We start from the raw sequence: 15,327 nt of genomic DNA, 5'->3' as shown, positions 1-15,327 counted from the left end.
TCCTGAGTTTCGGGATGTATCTGTCTACAACGTGGAAACAATTACTTGACGACGATCGCCATGATGTCTTCTTCGCGCATGACCAGCAGCTCATCGCCGTCAACTTTGACGGTTTGGCCGGCGTACTTGCCGAACAGGACGCGGTCGCCCACTTTGACATCCAGAGGACGGACTTTGCCGTCGTCGAGAATCTTGCCATTGCCTACGGCAAGGACTTCGCCTTGATCCGGTTTTTCAGCAGCTGCATCAGGAATGATGAGGCCGGACGCAGTCTTGGTTTCCTGGTCGAGGCGTTTGACGATGACGCGATCGTTCAATGGGCGCAGATTCATACAAAACTCCTTAAAGTTCAATGGATAGGTGTTGCTAAATGAATACATTCCTGGCACAGCGCCAGGCGTGCAGTCAGTGACTGCCGTTGAAAGCAGCCCGCAACGGTCAAGCAAACCTCATGGCATCGGGTGCATGCCGGCGCTGGGCAGTGGTGGCATCGCGGCGTCGCCCGCCGCGTAGCGTTCCCTGCTGTTGCCCGGCAGACACCATCATGTCCTGAGGATTGCTACGAAAGAGTTTGTTAGCACTCTCTACTAACGAGTGCTAATTATAGGGACGGTAGGGGGCTTATTCAAGGGCTTATTCTCCGGGAAGATAAGCTTGGACGTTCTGCGCAGCCTGCATTTACAAAGGGTTTGCGCAAACGCAAGCCTCGTTCCCGGGCGTCAGCAACAGGCGCGACTCTAGCATGCCCGTCAGGCGAACGGCGTTCCTGTACGCACAGGAAACAGAGTTTTGCTATGGACTTTGATAAGATGATTGCAATTGCATATCAATATTCCCCCTGTACCAGAAAGCACACCATGCCATCGACTCTTTCCCGTCCCGCCCTGCGCCTGCTCGGTGCCGCCCTCGTCGGCCTCGCCTGCCTGGGCAATGCCGCCGCGCAAACGCCCACGATTCTCGACGAGATCACCGTGGCGACCCTGACGCCGCTGGAAAAGGAAATGCTGCTCAACGAGCTGTTCAACGACCTCAACAAGGATGACGACGACCAGGAAGCGCATGTGTGGGACAACGGCGGCGACCGTGGCGTGCGGGTGAAAGTCACATATAACTTCAGCAACTCCGGCATGACGGAACACAGCCTGAAGGCGCACATCTGCCGCGACCTGAAATTCGTCGTCACGGCGGGCGACAAGTCGCAAGACCTGAGCCGCCGTACGTGCTCGCAGAACAGCGGACGCTGGGATGTGCAGGGCAAGGATCCGGCGCCCGTCGTGTATCCGCCTTTCCTGTCCGACGTGACCATCGCCAGGCTGAATGCGAAGGAACAGAAATCCTTGCTGACGGCCGCCGTGCGCACCCTGAAAGATGAAGAGGATGGCAAGACCCGTGAATGGAGCAACAAGGGGCTGGGCAATGCCGTGCCCTTGCGCGTCACTTTGACGCCCTCGCGGACGGACGCCAAACCTGGCAGCTACCACCGTACTTGCCGCGACTTGACGATGGTGCTTGATGGCAAGAGCGGCAAGCAGGAATTGACGCGCCGCTCGTGCGAAAACCGCTATGGCGGTCTCGATATCGAACCCGATTACGTCGACGAGTAAAACGCTGGCATCGCGGCGCCGGCGGATGCGTGCAGATGGCGAAACGCGCCGGAAAAAGCGTGTATTTCACGGCAACTGACCTGCATTGATGTAAATATGTGTGACAGCGGCGTGATTCGATTGACGCCCATGGAGCGTCCGCCCTATAGTGGCGGGATGATTTCCGAATTCAACGAATTATCCGACAAAATAGGCCTGCTGGCCGAAATGACCCATGCGCTGCGCCGTGAAAACGCGCAACTGCGCAAGGACAATGCCGCGCTGGCCGCCGAGAACGCCCTGTATGTGCAACGCATGCGCGAGGCGCAGGAGCGGGTGGAAGCGTTGCTGGAAAAAATTCCCGAACTGGTGCAAGCCGGCCTGGAGCAAGCCGCTTCGGAGGCGGGCGCCTATATTGCCGAGAACGAGAAGGAAGCGTAATGCCGCGTGTCGATGTCAATATCATGGGCCAGTCCTACAGCATGGTGTGCCGCGACGGCGAAGAGCGCGCGCTGCGCGAAGCGGCGATCTATCTCGATAGCAAAATGAAAGCCATCCGCGACGCGGGCAAGGTCAAGGGCAATGACCGCATCGCCGTGCTGGCCGCCTTGGGCGTGGCCGCGGAATTCCTTTCCGTGAAGTCGCCGCAAGGTCCGCTGTCGGAACTGACGATCCTGGAAGTGAAGCAAAAGATCTCGGCCATGCACACGGTATTGGATAGCGCGCTGACGCCCCAGGAAAACCTTTTTTAAGCGGACACGGTACGATTTGTCTTTGCGATGCGCGATCAAAGGAGTAAACTTGGGTCTACCCTGCGGTGTTCGCGATTGCCATATATTCCTTGAACCATTTATGCGCATCGGTTGCGAATTTTGTTTGATGGGAGTGAGCGTCGCTCGTTCGACGAACCCGAAATTGAACTAACGTGACCACCTTGAACCGTTTGGTTCGGGATGCCGGCATAGCGGCACAGGCGGGGCCCAATTTGCATTACCACCGAAAACGGTTGCCGCATCCTGCGCAACCGTTTTTTTACGTCTGGCGCTTTCACACGGAGTCTGCATGAAACAATACTGGCTGATGAAATCCGAACCCGATGAAGTGAGCATCGACGACCTGATGGCCGCGCCCCGGCACACCATGCCCTGGTTCGGCGTGCGCAACTACCAGGCGCGCAACTTCATGCGCGACGGCATGCAGGTCGGCGATGGCGTGCTGTTTTATCACTCGAGCTGCCCGCAGCCGGGCGTGGCGGGCGTGGCCGAAGTGGCCAGCGGCGCGTATCCCGATCACAGCCAGTTTGAAGAGGGCGGCAAGTATTTCGATGCCAAGGCCACGCAGGAACAGCCGCGCTGGATCAGCGTCGACGTGCGGGGCCTGAAGAAGACGGCGCTGTTGCCCCTGTCCGAGATGCGCCAGATGCCGGAGCTGGAAGACATGCTGCTGCTCAAGAAGGGCAGCCGGCTGTCCATCACGCCGGTAACGCCGGCGCAATGGAAAGTGATTACAAGCAGGTTACAGGCTTAAGCTGTTCATCAGGCCGCGCGGGCCTTGGTGGGCGGCGTGCCCATCACCTGGCTTTTATATGCCCATACCAGCAGCGCGATGGCGCCGACGATCATCGGCAAGGACAGCATCTGGCCCGATGTGATCGGCACGCCCAGCCACACGACTTCCCAGTCCGGCGTGCGGAAGTATTCCGTGAAGAAGCGCGCGCAGCCGTACAACAGGGTGAACATGGCGCCCACGGCCATGCGCGGACGCTGCTTGCGCGCAAACAGCCACAGGATGATGAACACCAAAATGCCGTCGACCAGCATCTGGTAGATCGGCGACGGGTGCACGGGATACGGAATGCCCGGCCACTGCATGGCCCACGGCAGGGTTTCCGGCGCGATGCGGCCCGGCAGTTCGGCATTGATGAAGTTGCCCAGGCGGCCGGCCGCGTAGCCGAGCGGCACCAGCGGCGCGATGAAGTCAAGCACGTCGAACAGGTTGCGGCCCGCCTTGCGGCTCCACAGGTACATGGCCAGGATGACGCCGAGGAAGCCGCCATGGAAGGACATGCCGCCATGCCAGACCATGAAGATCTCGAGCGGATTGTGCAGGAAGTATTCGGGACGGTAGAACAGCACTTCGCCCAGGCGTCCGCCGATCACCACGCCCAGCATGCCGTAGAACAGCATGTCGTCGAGGTCTTCCTTCTTCCAGCCCAGCACGGCGATATGCGGCTGCTTGATGCGCACGCGGCCCAGGATAATGAACAGGGCAAAGGCCAGCACATACATCAGGCCGTACCAGTGCACGGCAAGCGGACCGATCTGGATGGCTATCGGGTCGGGCATCGGGTGTATCAGCATGGGGTTTCTTTCTTTGTTTAAAGCCAAGGTTGCGTAGTATGGGGGCGCTGGCGGTTTTTTGCCTTAGCGGCCACTTAATTTAATCGGCGGCAGCGCTGATCTGCTTGCGCAGCAGCGCCAGGAAACCTTGCAGCACGGCGGACGGATTGTCGCGGCGCCAGGCCAGGCCAGTTTCCACCAGCGGCGTGGCGTCCTGCAGCGGCCTGTATTCTACGCCCGGGCGCATCAGATTCGATACCGATTGTGGCACAAGCGCGATGCCCATGCCAGCCGAGACGAGGCTGACGATGGTTTGCATCTGGATCGCTTCCTGGCCGATCTGCGGCGTGATGCCGGCCGCGCGGAACACGCCGAGGATCGCGTCGTGCAGGGCGGGCGAGATCGCGCGCGGAAAAATAATCAGGGGCAGGGGTGGCAGGTCGCGCAGGCGCACGGGGCCCGGCGTGTTCAGGATGGCGAGGCCGGACGGCGTGGCCAGCACCAGCGGCTCGGCCAGCACGGGCAGGTAATCGAGCGCCCCTTTCGCCTTCTCGGGCAGGGGCGGGATCAACAGGCCCGCATCCGTGCGCCCGGCCAGCAGTTCATCGAGCTGCAAGTCGGAAGTGGCTTCCTGCAGCGCGATCTGCACCTGCGGATAGGCAGTTTGATACGCGCGCAGCAATGGCGGCAGCACGCTGTAGTCGGCCGACGAGACAAAAGCCAGGCTCAGGCGGCCCGCCTCGCCCTGCGCGGCGCGCCGCACCAAGGCGGGCAAGTCTTGCGCCTGCGCCAGCAGCCGGCGCGCCTCGGGCAGCAAGGCCGTGCCGGCTGGCGTCAGCTGCACTTCGCGGCGCGTGCGCACGAACAGCGGTGCGCCCAGCAGTTCTTCCAGGGCCATGATGGTTTGCGACAGCGGTGGTTGCGTCATGTGCAGGCGCGCGGCGGCGCGGCCGAAGTGCAGCTCCTCGGCGACGGTGACGAAATAGCGCAACTGGCGCAGTTCGAGATTCATATGCGTTTCCATGTGGAGTAAGTGCTGTGATATGCAAAACGACTCACAGACACGTGCATCATATATTTGACAGTGGGGCGCGCGCAAGGCAATCTGGCGTACCCCCACTGCATGCAGGGTTTTGCTGAAAATCCGCGCAGTCAGGCATCAATCATCCTTGGAAGGACCCCATCATGCCGCAATACCGCTCCCGCACCACCACCCACGGCCGCAACATGGCTGGCGCCCGCGCCCTGTGGCGCGCCACCGGCATGAAGGACGGCGACTTCGACAAGCCGATCATCGCCGTCGTCAACTCGTTTACCCAGTTCGTGCCCGGTCATGTGCACCTGAAAGACCTGGGACAGATGGTGGCGCGCGAGATCGAGGCGGCCGGCGGCGTGGCCAAGGAATTCAACACCATCGCCGTCGATGACGGCATCGCCATGGGCCACGGCGGGATGCTGTATTCGCTGCCTTCGCGCGACCTGATCGCCGATTCCGTCGAATACATGGTCAACGCCCACTGCGCCGACGCCATGGTCTGCATCTCGAACTGCGACAAGATCACGCCGGGCATGCTGATGGCCGCCATGCGCATCAATATCCCCGTCGTGTTTATTTCCGGCGGGCCGATGGAAGCGGGCAAGGTCGTCAAGGTGGTCAACGGCACGCAGAAGATCATCAAGCTGGACCTGGTCGACGCCATGATCAAGGCGGGCGACAGCACCGTCTCGGACGCCGACGTGGCCGAGATCGAACGTTCGGCCTGCCCGACCTGCGGTTCGTGTTCCGGCATGTTTACGGCCAACTCGATGAACTGTCTGACGGAAGCGCTGGGCCTGGCCCTGCCCGGCAACGGCACCATCCTGGCTACGCACTCGGACCGCCAGCAGCTGTTCCTGCGCGCGGGCCGTCTGATCGTGGAACTGGCCAAGCGCCATTACGAGCAGGACGATTACTCGGTGCTGCCCCGTTCCATCGCCACCAAGGCCGCGTTTGAAAACGCCATGGCGCTCGACGTCTCGATGGGCGGCTCGACCAATACCGTGCTGCACCTGCTGGCCGCCGCGCACGAGGCGGAAGTGGAATTCACGATGGCCGACATCGACCGCATTTCGCGCAAGGTGCCTTGCCTGTGCAAGGTGGCGCCGATGACGGACAAATACCATATCGAAGACGTGCACCGCGCGGGCGGCATCGTGGGCATTTTGGGCGAACTGGCGCGCGCCGGCCTGCTCAACACGACTTTGCCGACGATCCACGCGCCGACCCTGGCCGACGCCATCGCGCAAAACGACATCATGTGCACGGACAACCCTGCCGTGCATGAACTGTTCCGCGCCGCGCCGGGCGGCGTGCCGACGCAGACGGCGTTTTCGCAGTCGGAGCGCTTCGCGGCCGTCGACACGGACCGCAGCACGGGCTGCATCCGCGACAAGGCCCACGCCTACTCGCAGGATGGCGGCCTGGCCGTCTTGTACGGCAACCTGGCGGAAAAGGGGTGTATCGTCAAGACGGCGGGCGTCGACGAGAGCATTTTGAAATTCTCGGGCAAGGCGCGCGTGTTCGAAAGCCAGGACGCGGCCGTCGCTGCCATCCTGGAAGACACCGTGCATGAAGGCGACGTCGTCATCATCCGCTACGAAGGCCCGAAAGGCGGCCCCGGCATGCAGGAAATGCTGTATCCGACCTCGTACATCAAGTCGAAGGGTCTGGGCAAGGCGTGCGCGCTGTTCACGGACGGGCGCTTCTCGGGCGGTTCTTCGGGCCTGGTGATCGGCCACGCCTCGCCGGAAGCAGCAGAAGGCGGTGCCATCGGCCTGGTGGAAGAGGGCGATTTCATCGACATCGACATCCCCGAGCGCACCATCAACCTGCGCATCACGGCTGCCGAGCTGGCCGCGCGCCGCGCCGCCATGGAAGCGAAGGGCGACGCGGCCTGGCTGCCCGTCAACCGCGAGCGCTACGTGTCGCAGGCGCTGCAGGCGTATGCCGCGCTGACGACGTCGGCCGACCGGGGCGCCGTGCGGGATCTGTCGCAGCTGAAAAAACGCTGATCTGTTGCGTCAGTACGACGGCCGGCCCCGTTTGACGATGCGGGGCCGCCTGTCGTTACATCGCCTTACAAACAACATGGTCATGGGCGCGCAGATGGGGCAGAATAGCTATGCCTTCTGACGACATTGCGTGACTACATTGAAACGCTTGATCTGGGCTCGTGGTGCATCTGCGGAAACACAGTAAAATGCCGCAGGAAGTAACTTTGGAGAAAAGACAATGAAACGTTTTATGTTGGTGAGTGTATTGACCGTATCGGCTCTGGCATCGCAAGCAGCGTTGGCCAATCCGGACCTGGCGAAAGCAAAGAACTGCATGGCTTGCCATGCGGTGAGCACGAAACTGGTGGGCCCTGCGTTCAAGGACGTGGCTGCCAAGTACGCTGGTCAGAAAGACGCGGAAGCCAAGCTCGCGGCGAAAGTCATGAAGGGCGGTTCCGGCACCTGGGGCGCGATCCCGATGCCAGCCAACCCGCAAGTGAGCGATGCGGAAGCCCATACCCTGGTTAAATGGGTACTGGCACAGAAATAATCTGTGCCGCAGTACCTGCAATTAGCGCGCCGGCAATCCCGGCGCGTTTTTTTTGCCCGCTGCCTTATGCAGATTGCCCATGCCCTCCAGTGTCGCCCGCACCGCCTCGTCGAGCGGCGTATGCGGCTCCTGGCCCAGCACGGCCAGCAGCCGCGCATTGTCCATGGACAAGGGCGCTTGCCACAGATAGCGCATCTCGCGCATTTCGCGCAAGGTCGCCACGAACGGCGACGCCAGCGCCACCAGCCACCACGGAAAACGCCGGAGGGCGGGCGCGGTTCCTGTCGCCTGTTCCACCACGCGGGCGATCGCCCCCGTCATTTGCCGGCCGTCGTGGTCCCAGTGGCCGGCCATGTGAAAGCGCGCAAACGCGGGCAAGGTGGCGCGTAAAGCCAGCAATTGCACCATCGTGCGCGCCACGTCGGGCAGGTAGGACCACTGGTGGCCCACGCCGGGCGCGCCCGGATACAGCACCTTGCGCACGCTCTGGCCTGGTTTCACCAGTCCCTGCGAAAACCAGTTATTGCCGGCATGGGGACCGAAGAAGTCGCCCGCGCGCACGATCAGCACGCGCGCGCCCTGCGTGCTGGCCCGTTCCAGCCGTGCTTCCAGTTCCACGCGGATGGCGCCCTTGCGCGTGAGCGGACGTTGCGGCGCGTCTTCCGACAGCACGGGAAAGGCGTCCGGGCCGAAGTTGTACACGGTGCCGGGCAGCACGATGGTGGCGCCTTCGGCCATCGCCGCGGCGATGGTGTTGTCGAGCATGGGCAGCACCAGCTGGCCCCAGTTCCGGTAGCCGGGCGGGTTGACTGCGTGCACGATGACGGCGCAGCCTTTGGCGGCCGCCAGCACGTCAGTGCGCGACAGCGCGTCGCCGCGCAGCCACTCGATGTTATCTCGCCGTGGCGATGGCGTTTCTCCCCGCGTCAGGGCGCGTACCTGCCAGCCCGCCGCCAGCAGCTGGCGCACCATCTCGCCGCCGATGCCGCCCGTCGCGCCCAGTACCAATACTGTTTTCGTGTTCTCCATCATGACCTCCGTGTGGTTGATGACGCCAGTATCTGCCGCGCTGGGCTAATTGGGAATTGACGAACATCGAGTACAGGCTATACATTTATGTATGATCAAGTTGACGCCATGAACCCATCCATCGCCTGGGAATACTACCGCTCCCTGCTGGCCGTGCTGAAGCACGGCTCCCTGTCCGGCGCCGCCCGCGCGCTGGGCATCACGCAGCCCACCGCCGGCCGGCACATCGCCGCCCTGGAGCAGGCGCTGGGCGCGACGCTGTTTACGCGCTCGCAGCTGGGCTTGCTGCCCACGGAAGTGGCGCTGGCGCTGCGTCCCCATGCGGAAACCATGGAGCACACTGCCGCCCTGATGGAGCGCGCGGCCAGCAGCCAGGGGCAGGGCGTGGCCGGCGTCGTGCGCATCGCGGCCAGTGAAGTCGTGGGCGTGGAAGTGCTGCCGCCCATCCTGGCCCGCTTGCGCGCGCGCCATCCGGGCCTGACCATTGAATTAGTATTAAGCAACAAGGTGCAGGATTTGCTGCGCCGCGAGGCGGACATTGCCGTGCGCATGCTGCGGCCGCGCCAGGAGCAGCTGGTGGCGCGCAAAGTGGGCGAGATCGAACTGGGCCTGCATGCGCACGCCGATTATCTGGCACGCCATGGCACGCCGGCGCGATTGCTTGATCTGGCGCAACACGCCGTCATCGGCTACGACGAGGCGAGCCCCTTCGTGCGCAACGCGGGCGCGGCCTTTCAGGGATTTACGCGGGAAAGCTTTGCCTGGCGCAGCGACAGCGATCTGGCGCAACTGGCATGGATACGCGCGGGCGCCGGCATCGGCGTGTGCCAGGCAGGGCTGGCGGCGCGCGATCCGGCCTTGCGGCGCGTGTTGCCGCAAGCGTTTTCGCTACCGATGGAAACCTGGGTCACCATGCATGAAGACTTGCGCGGCAGCCTGCGCTGCCGCGCCACCTTCGACGCGCTGGCCGAAGGTTTACTGGCTTACGTGGCCGGGCAGCAAGAACCGTAGCGAGCGGATGTGAGTTGTGGCTGAGAAGCGGAGCTGTGCGAATGCACAGTGAGCATCGCAGGCCGCAAATCGCGCCGCGCAGTAGGTTCTATTACTTGACCACTTCCATCTTGGTTTTCTTGCCATCCCTGTAGGTGAAGAGGGTCAGCGCGCCATCCTTGATGTCGCCGTTGGCGTCGAACGAGATCGGCCCCGTCACGCCCTGGTAGTGCACCTTGGCCAGATACGGCAGGTAGACGGACGGTTTCGACGATTTCGCATCCTGCATGGCGGTGGCCATGGTCATTACGGCATCGTAGACGTATGGCGCGTACAGCTGCACTTCCATATTGTATTTCTGCTTGTAGCGGGCGCGGAAATCGTCCATGCCTTTTTGCTGCGCGCCCGTCACGCCGCCCGCTTCCGCGCAGGTGACCATGTCTTCGCCGACGGCGTCGCCCGCCAGCTTGCCCAGCGGTTCCGTGCACAGGCCGTCGCCGCCCATGAACTTGGCCTTGATGCCCAGCGCCTTCATCTGGCGCAGCATGGGGCCGCCCACGGAATCCATGCCGCCAAAGAAGATCAGGTCGGGATTTTTCGACTTGATGCTGGTCAAAATGGCATTGAAGTCCGTCGCGTTGGCATTGGTAAATTCCTTGCCGACGATTTGCACGCCGGGGGCCGCCTTCTTGGCGCCCTTGACGAACTGTTCCGCCACGCCCTGGCCGTAGGCCGTGCGGTCGTCGATGACGGCGATTTTCTTCGCCTGCAGCTTGCCCACGGCATACGCGCCCAAAGTTCCCCCCAGCTTGTTGTCATTGGCCACCACGCGGAAGGCCGTGTTGAATTTTTGCTGGGTATAGGTCGGGTTGGTGGCGGCCGGCGAAATCTGCGGGATGCCGGCATTGAAGTAAATGCGCGAGGCGGGAATCGTCGTGCCCGAATTCAAGTGGCCGACGACGCCGTTGACCTTGGCATCGACCAGCTTTTGCGCCACGGCCGTGCCCTGCTTGGGATCGGCGGCGTCATCTTCGGGCACCAGCACGAATTTCACGGCTTTGCCGTCGATCTTGAAGCCTTTGGCGTTCAAATCTTCGATCGCCATCTTGGCCGCGTTCTCGTTATCCTTGCCCAGGTGGGAGCTGGCGCCAGAGACCGGGGCGACGTGGCCGATCTTGATGATTTCCTGCGCGCCCGCATGGCCGGCAAAGGCGAGGGCGAGGGCGAGAGGAAGGACTTTGGTCTTGAGCAGCATAAACATTCTCCAATGGATAAAGATACGGCGGCGTCTCGTGAAAACCGCTTCGACAGGCGGTACGTGTGAAGAAAGGTACAACAAAAAACAGGCGGCGCAAAGCCGCATTTCGGGCTTTTTACATTTTGTCGCAACAATCACCAAAGTGAGGCGCGATGCACCGATTTCGCAGGCGCGAGCGCACCAAAGAATGGCGTTGGAGGAAAGAATAGGGTAGGTCGGGCAGGTCGGGCAGGTCGGGGTAGGTCGGGTTAGCGCGCAGCGCGTAACCCGACATTGCGCGGCATGCTCATAACCCAACGGCAAGGACGGGGAATGCCGGGGTCAGACCCGTCGGGTCTGACCCCAGATTTTTGTCGGTGATGAAATGGTCGCAACGACAGGTGTGTGCTTACTGAGCCGGCGGATGCAAATGCCCCAGCTCATGGCTGACCGCATGCGCGACGATCTGTTCCAGCGATTGCTGCAAGTCTTCGCGCAGGGCGCCGCGCATGCCGATCAGGGCGTTTTGCAGGGCCGTCTGCAGGACGTGGGCGATGCGCTCTTCCAGCAGATGGTCGATCTTGCCCTGCACCTGATGCAGGATGCGCTGCGTGAGCCGCTGTTCGATGGCGTCCCAGTCGGGCTGCGCCGCCGCTGGCGGCAACGCCGGCGCTTCCTCGACGACAGCAGGCTGCGCCGGGCTGGCGGGAACCACCTCCGGTCCCAGCAGCACCTCCGTCAGCAGGGGGATGCCCTGGTCGAATGGCTGCTGGCTCATGCTTTACCCGCGACGAAATGCGTCGGCTGCACGTCTTGCTGGCGGTAGTGCAGGAAGCGCTGGCGGCCCGCCTGCGCATCCTGTTCATCCATGGAGACGATCTCGAAGACGCGCTGGAAATCGGCGTAATTGGCGGGCGGCAGCTGCGACAGGTTGACGAGGATGTCGTGGTGCGGCAGCTCGGCCGCCGCGTCATCGGTCAGGATGATGGGCGTTTGCGGGGCCAGCGGGTCGCCGGCCAGCACGTGCGGCAGGAAATCCGTGGCGGAAATGGTCCACATGGCGCTGTTCAAGGCGTCGAGCTGGGTGCCATCTTGCACCAGCACGACCACCTTGTTGCCGGCCATATACGCCTTGCGTGCCAGACGGCAGGCGTAGGCCAGCTTGTCCGGTACGTTGGTATGAAAGTCGACGCGCGTCATGTCGCCCTTCACGCTGCCATGCCGCTGTGGCGCAGCAGGGCGTCGATGCTCGGTTCGCGGCCGCGGAAGGCCGTGAACGATTCCAGCGCGGGGCGCGAGCCGCCGACGGACAGGATTTCCTGCAGATAACGCTTGCCCGCCGCCGTGGTGGCGGCCGGTCCCAGCGCCCTGGCTTCCTCGAAGGCCGCATAGGCGTCGGCGGACAGCACCTCGGCCCATTTGTAGCTGTAGTAGCCAGCCGCGTAGCCGCCGGAGAAGATATGCCCGAAGGAATTCTGGAAGCGGTTGAAGGCGGGCGGGATGATCAGCGCGAACTTGGCGCGCACGCCGTCGATCAGCTGCTGCACGCTCTGGCCCGTGCTGGCATCGTAGTCATAGTGCAGATGCATGTCGAGCAGGGAGAATTCCACCTGGCGCAGGGTTTGCAGGCCGGACTGGAAATTCTTGGCCGCCAGCATCTTGTCGTACAGCGCGCGCGGCAGCGGCTCGCCCGTGACGGCATGCGCCGTCATGTGTTCGAGCACTTCCCATTCCCAGCAGAAATTTTCCATGAATTGCGACGGCAGTTCCACGGCATCCCATTCGACGCCGGCAATGCCCGACACGCCCAGTTCGTCGACGACGGTCAGCATATGGTGCAGGCCGTGGCCGAACTCGTGGAACAGGGTGATGACTTCATCGTGGGTGAACAATGCAGGCTGTGCCTTGCCGTCGACCACGGCCGGTTCCGTGAAATTGCAGGTCAGGTAGGCGATCGGCGTCTGCACGTGCTGTGCGTCGGCGCGGCGGCCGCGCGCGTCATCCATCCAGGCGCCGCCGCTCTTGCCGGCACGCGCATACAGGTCCAGGTAGAACTGGCCCACCAGCTGGCCGTCGCGCTCGATGCGGTAAAAACGCACGTCCGGGTGCCAGACGGGCGCCGTATCCAGTTTGATCTCGACCGCGAACAGGTTCTGGATCTGGCGGAACAGGCCGTCGATCACCTTATGTTCAGGGAAATACTGTTTGACTTCCTGGGCCGAGAACGCGTAGCGGCGTTCCTGCAGTTTTTCGGAGGCGTACGGCACGTCCCACGCCTGCAGTTCGTCTATGCCCAGCTCTTCGCGGGCGAATTGTTGCAGCTCGGCCAGGTCCTTCTCGGCGAACGGACGCGCGCGCTTGGCCAGGTCTTCCAGGAAGGCGATGACTTGCGCCGGCGAAGTGGCCATCTTGGAGACCAGCGACACTTCGGCGAAATTGGCGTAGCCGAGCAGTTGTGCCTCTTCGTTGCGCAGACGCAACAAGGTGACGATGTTCTGGGTATTGTCCCAGTCCTCTTTCTTGCTGAAGACGTCGCCCTGGTCCGATGCCTTGGTGGCGTTGGCGCGGTAGATGGTTTCGCGCAGCGCGCGATTGTCGGCAAATTGCAGGATCGGGTAGTAGGACGGGAAGTGCAGCGAGAATTCATAGCCTTGCTTGCCGGCTTTGTCGGCGGCGGCGCGCGCGGCCGCCTTCACGTCGTCGGGCAAGCCGGCCAGGTCGCTTTCGTTCTCGACCAGCAACTTGTAGTCATTCGTGGCGTCGAGCACGTTTTCGGAAAAACGCGTACCGACGGCCGCATGTTCTTCCTGGATGGCGCCGAAGCGCTCTTTCTTGTCCTCGGGCAACTCAGCGCCGCCCAGGCGGAAGTCGCGCACGGCATTCTCGACGATGCGCCGGCGCGCCGGCGACAGGCTGGCGAAAGCGGGGCTGGCCTGCAATTGCTTGTATTTGCCGAAGAGGATTCCGTTCTGGCCCAGCTCGGTCAAGAACTCCGTCACCTTGGGCAGGTTGGCATTGTAGGCGGCGCGCAGTTCCGGCGTATCGACCACGCTATTTAAATGGTTGACGATGCTCCAGGCGCGGCCCAGGGTTTCGGCGATCTGGTCCTGGGGCGCGACGAAGTTGTCCCAGCTCACTTCTTCCATGGGCGCTTCCAGTTGCGCCACCGTGGCGCGCGCCTGTTCCAGGAGGGTATCGATGGCGGGCGTAACATGCTCGTGCGTGATCGCGTCGAAGCGTGGCAGGCCGGAAAAATCAAGCAGGGGATTGGTGTTCATCGTCGGTTCGTCCATTCTGTCTTCATATATGGAGCGCCTGAAAAATGTTCAAGGCCAGGCAACGCCGCCATGAGCATTGTCTCAGGTGCTCCTCTTAAATGCGCTCTGCGGCCTCGACGGTATTCATGAGCAACATGGTGATCGTCATCGGACCCACGCCACCCGGTACCGGGGTGATGTGGGAGGCGATTTCTTTCACTCCGGCAAAATCCACGTCGCCGCACAGCTTGCCGTCATCGTCGCGGTTCATGCCCACGTCGATGACGATGGCGCCCGGCTTGACCATGTCGGCCGTCAGGGTGTTGCGGCGGCCGACGGCGGCCACGACCACGTCCGCCTGGCGCGTGTACAGGCCCAGGTCCGGGGTCGCACTATGGCAGATGGTGACGGTAGCGTTCGCTTGCAAGAGCAGCAGGGCCATCGGCTTGCCGACCGTGTTGCTGCGGCCGATGACGACGGCGTGCTTGCCGCGCAAGTCGACGCCCGTGCTTTCGATCAGTTTCATGCAGCCGTACGGTGTGCAAGGGCGGAAGCCGGGCAAGCCCGTCATCAGTTCGCCGGCGCTCAGGACGGAATAGCCATCCACGTCTTTCGTCGTGGCGATCGCTTCGATGACCTTGTGCGGGTTGATGTGCTTGGGCAAGGGCATTTGCACGAGGATGCCGTGGATGGCGGGATCGGCGTTCAGGCTGGCGATGCGTGCCAGCAAGTCGGCTTCCGACAGGTCCGCTTCATATTTTTCCAGCACCGAGTGGAAACCCACGTCGCCGCACGCCTTGACCTTGTTGCGGACGTACACCTGGCTGGCCGGGTCTTCGCCGACGAGGATCACGGCCAGGCCGGGCTGGGTGCCCTTGGCCGTGAGGGCGGCGGCGCGCGTGGCGATCTCGCTGCGCAGTTTTTGGGAGAGGGCGATTCCGTCGATCAGTTGTGCTGGCATGGTAGGGGCTGAGAGATGTGGGAGGGAAAAGACAGATTATAAAGCCGGGCGGCGCAAAGGGGCGGTTTTGGCTATGCAAAGGCGTAGCAGCAGCGGGCCGGAGACGCGGGCCTGAGAAAATGCCGATGGCGGCGTTGCAGCTCCTTGCCGTACTGGCGTACTGTCTGCGTCGCTGCGCCTTGCCCTCGACGTTTTTCAGGCCCGCATGGCCCGGCATAAAAGCGGGCCGGAGACGCGGGCCTGAGAAAATGCCGATGGCGGCGTTGCAGCTCCTTGCCGTACTGGCGTACTGTCTGTGTCGCCGCGCCTTGCCCTCGACGTTTTTCAGGCCCGCTTGGCCCGGCATAA

At 62.6% G+C, this 15,327-nt stretch carries 16 protein-coding genes and 1 other RNA gene; 8 read left to right on the top strand and 9 right to left on the bottom strand.

Translation table 11 applies throughout. From position 1 onward, the window contains the following. Window positions 1-41: 41 nt before the first annotated feature. Window positions 42-332, bottom strand: a complete 291-nt coding sequence (gene groES / locus AC1RBA_RS10770) for a co-chaperone GroES (RefSeq protein ID WP_010400979.1) — start codon at window positions 330-332, stop codon at window positions 42-44. Between the two features lie 525 nt (window positions 333-857). On the opposite strand from groES, the gene AC1RBA_RS10765 reads away from it, so the two are divergent. The 5 genes from AC1RBA_RS10765 (at window position 858) to AC1RBA_RS10745 (ending at window position 3,110) form a co-directional block, all read left to right on the top strand. Continuing rightward, on the top strand, window positions 858-1,604 hold the full coding sequence (locus tag AC1RBA_RS10765) for a hypothetical protein (RefSeq protein WP_492418064.1): 747 nt from the start codon (window positions 858-860) through the stop codon (window positions 1,602-1,604). A 156-nt stretch (window positions 1,605-1,760) separates the two neighbouring features. Continuing rightward, complete coding sequence (locus AC1RBA_RS10760) at window positions 1,761-2,024, top strand: hypothetical protein (RefSeq protein ID WP_034747342.1); 264 nt, start codon at window positions 1,761-1,763, stop codon at window positions 2,022-2,024. Beyond that, a complete protein-coding gene (locus AC1RBA_RS10755) occupies window positions 2,024-2,335 on the top strand; it encodes a cell division protein ZapA (protein ID WP_034747344.1) in 312 nt (103 codons plus the stop codon). The genes AC1RBA_RS10760 and AC1RBA_RS10755 overlap by 1 nt, the downstream gene beginning before the upstream one ends. Window positions 2,336-2,389: 54 nt before the next feature. Next, window positions 2,390-2,567: non-coding RNA, 6S RNA (gene ssrS / locus AC1RBA_RS10750), on the top strand. 78 nt (window positions 2,568-2,645) lie between these two features. Continuing rightward, on the top strand, window positions 2,646-3,110 hold the full coding sequence (locus AC1RBA_RS10745) for an EVE domain-containing protein (protein WP_492418062.1): 465 nt from the start codon (window positions 2,646-2,648) through the stop codon (window positions 3,108-3,110). A gap of 8 nt (window positions 3,111-3,118) precedes the next feature. Here the strand turns inward: AC1RBA_RS10745 and lgt are convergent, their stop codons facing one another. Further along, window positions 3,119-3,943, bottom strand: coding sequence for a prolipoprotein diacylglyceryl transferase (lgt, locus tag AC1RBA_RS10740; protein WP_099408843.1), 825 nt, complete (start codon window positions 3,941-3,943; stop codon window positions 3,119-3,121). A gap of 79 nt (window positions 3,944-4,022) precedes the next feature. Further along, window positions 4,023-4,934: a LysR family transcriptional regulator gene (locus AC1RBA_RS10735; protein WP_492418060.1), complete on the bottom strand. Its 912-nt coding sequence runs from the start codon at window positions 4,932-4,934 to the stop codon at window positions 4,023-4,025. Window positions 4,935-5,107: 173 nt separating this feature from the next. On the opposite strand from AC1RBA_RS10735, the gene ilvD reads away from it, so the two are divergent. Together ilvD and AC1RBA_RS10725 are read left to right on the top strand one after the other, a co-directional pair. Next, on the top strand, window positions 5,108-6,973 hold the full coding sequence (ilvD, locus tag AC1RBA_RS10730) for a dihydroxy-acid dehydratase (protein ID WP_492401871.1): 1,866 nt from the start codon (window positions 5,108-5,110) through the stop codon (window positions 6,971-6,973). A 220-nt stretch (window positions 6,974-7,193) separates the two neighbouring features. Next, the gene (locus AC1RBA_RS10725; protein WP_070221905.1) at window positions 7,194-7,505 is read left to right on the top strand and encodes a c-type cytochrome; all 312 of its coding nucleotides are present in this window, start codon (window positions 7,194-7,196) and stop codon (window positions 7,503-7,505) included. Window positions 7,506-7,526: 21 nt separating this feature from the next. On the opposite strand, the gene AC1RBA_RS10720 is transcribed toward AC1RBA_RS10725, so the two are convergent. Continuing rightward, window positions 7,527-8,534, bottom strand: coding sequence for an NAD-dependent epimerase/dehydratase family protein (locus AC1RBA_RS10720; protein ID WP_492418142.1), 1,008 nt, complete (start codon window positions 8,532-8,534; stop codon window positions 7,527-7,529). Window positions 8,535-8,642: 108 nt separating this feature from the next. On the opposite strand from AC1RBA_RS10720, the gene AC1RBA_RS10715 reads away from it, so the two are divergent. After that, window positions 8,643-9,545: a LysR family transcriptional regulator gene (locus AC1RBA_RS10715; protein WP_492418140.1), complete on the top strand. Its 903-nt coding sequence runs from the start codon at window positions 8,643-8,645 to the stop codon at window positions 9,543-9,545. A 91-nt stretch (window positions 9,546-9,636) separates the two neighbouring features. Here the strand turns inward: AC1RBA_RS10715 and AC1RBA_RS10710 are convergent, their stop codons facing one another. From AC1RBA_RS10710 to folD, 5 genes are all read right to left on the bottom strand, one after another. Next, the gene (locus tag AC1RBA_RS10710) at window positions 9,637-10,779 is read right to left on the bottom strand and encodes a branched-chain amino acid ABC transporter substrate-binding protein (protein ID WP_070289205.1); all 1,143 of its coding nucleotides are present in this window, start codon (window positions 10,777-10,779) and stop codon (window positions 9,637-9,639) included. A 391-nt stretch (window positions 10,780-11,170) separates the two neighbouring features. After that, window positions 11,171-11,539: a DUF2486 family protein gene (locus tag AC1RBA_RS10705; RefSeq protein ID WP_492418058.1), complete on the bottom strand. Its 369-nt coding sequence runs from the start codon at window positions 11,537-11,539 to the stop codon at window positions 11,171-11,173. Then, entirely contained in the window at window positions 11,536-11,961 is a 426-nt protein-coding gene (locus tag AC1RBA_RS10700; protein ID WP_492418056.1) for a DNA polymerase III subunit chi, read from the bottom strand. The genes AC1RBA_RS10705 and AC1RBA_RS10700 overlap by 4 nt, the downstream gene beginning before the upstream one ends. An 8-nt stretch (window positions 11,962-11,969) precedes the next feature. Next, entirely contained in the window at window positions 11,970-14,054 is a 2,085-nt protein-coding gene (locus AC1RBA_RS10695) for a M3 family metallopeptidase (protein WP_492418054.1), read from the bottom strand. A gap of 79 nt (window positions 14,055-14,133) precedes the next feature. Continuing rightward, window positions 14,134-14,979, bottom strand: a complete 846-nt coding sequence (folD, locus tag AC1RBA_RS10690; protein WP_070221908.1) for a bifunctional methylenetetrahydrofolate dehydrogenase/methenyltetrahydrofolate cyclohydrolase FolD — start codon at window positions 14,977-14,979, stop codon at window positions 14,134-14,136. Between the last annotated feature and the right edge of the window lie 348 nt (window positions 14,980-15,327).

It is taken from the genome of Janthinobacterium sp. GW823-FHT03B06 (assembly GCF_058796955.1).
The sequence above is the reverse complement of the archived record's forward strand: the minus strand, read 5'-3'. Positions and strand labels throughout refer to the sequence as shown.

Bases quoted from the DNA above. Each gene is read 5' to 3' on its own strand.
- groES (WP_010400979.1), bottom strand. From the start codon at position 332: ATGAATCTGCGCCCATTGAACGATCGCGTCATCGTCAAACGCCTCGAC.
- AC1RBA_RS10765 (WP_492418064.1), top strand. From the start codon at position 858: ATGCCATCGACTCTTTCCCGTCCCGCCCTGCGCCTGCTCGGTGCCGCC.
- AC1RBA_RS10760 (WP_034747342.1), top strand. From the start codon at position 1,761: ATGATTTCCGAATTCAACGAATTATCCGACAAAATAGGCCTGCTGGCC.
- AC1RBA_RS10755 (WP_034747344.1), top strand. From the start codon at position 2,024: ATGCCGCGTGTCGATGTCAATATCATGGGCCAGTCCTACAGCATGGTG.
- AC1RBA_RS10745 (WP_492418062.1), top strand. From the start codon at position 2,646: ATGAAACAATACTGGCTGATGAAATCCGAACCCGATGAAGTGAGCATC.
- lgt (WP_099408843.1), bottom strand. From the start codon at position 3,943: ATGCTGATACACCCGATGCCCGACCCGATAGCCATCCAGATCGGTCCG.
- AC1RBA_RS10735 (WP_492418060.1), bottom strand. From the start codon at position 4,934: ATGAATCTCGAACTGCGCCAGTTGCGCTATTTCGTCACCGTCGCCGAG.
- ilvD (WP_492401871.1), top strand. From the start codon at position 5,108: ATGCCGCAATACCGCTCCCGCACCACCACCCACGGCCGCAACATGGCT.
- AC1RBA_RS10725 (WP_070221905.1), top strand. From the start codon at position 7,194: ATGAAACGTTTTATGTTGGTGAGTGTATTGACCGTATCGGCTCTGGCA.
- AC1RBA_RS10720 (WP_492418142.1), bottom strand. From the start codon at position 8,534: ATGGAGAACACGAAAACAGTATTGGTACTGGGCGCGACGGGCGGCATC.
- AC1RBA_RS10715 (WP_492418140.1), top strand. From the start codon at position 8,643: ATGAACCCATCCATCGCCTGGGAATACTACCGCTCCCTGCTGGCCGTG.
- AC1RBA_RS10710 (WP_070289205.1), bottom strand. From the start codon at position 10,779: ATGCTGCTCAAGACCAAAGTCCTTCCTCTCGCCCTCGCCCTCGCCTTT.
- AC1RBA_RS10705 (WP_492418058.1), bottom strand. From the start codon at position 11,539: ATGAGCCAGCAGCCATTCGACCAGGGCATCCCCCTGCTGACGGAGGTG.
- AC1RBA_RS10700 (WP_492418056.1), bottom strand. From the start codon at position 11,961: ATGACGCGCGTCGACTTTCATACCAACGTACCGGACAAGCTGGCCTAC.
- AC1RBA_RS10695 (WP_492418054.1), bottom strand. From the start codon at position 14,054: ATGGACGAACCGACGATGAACACCAATCCCCTGCTTGATTTTTCCGGC.
- folD (WP_070221908.1), bottom strand. From the start codon at position 14,979: ATGCCAGCACAACTGATCGACGGAATCGCCCTCTCCCAAAAACTGCGC.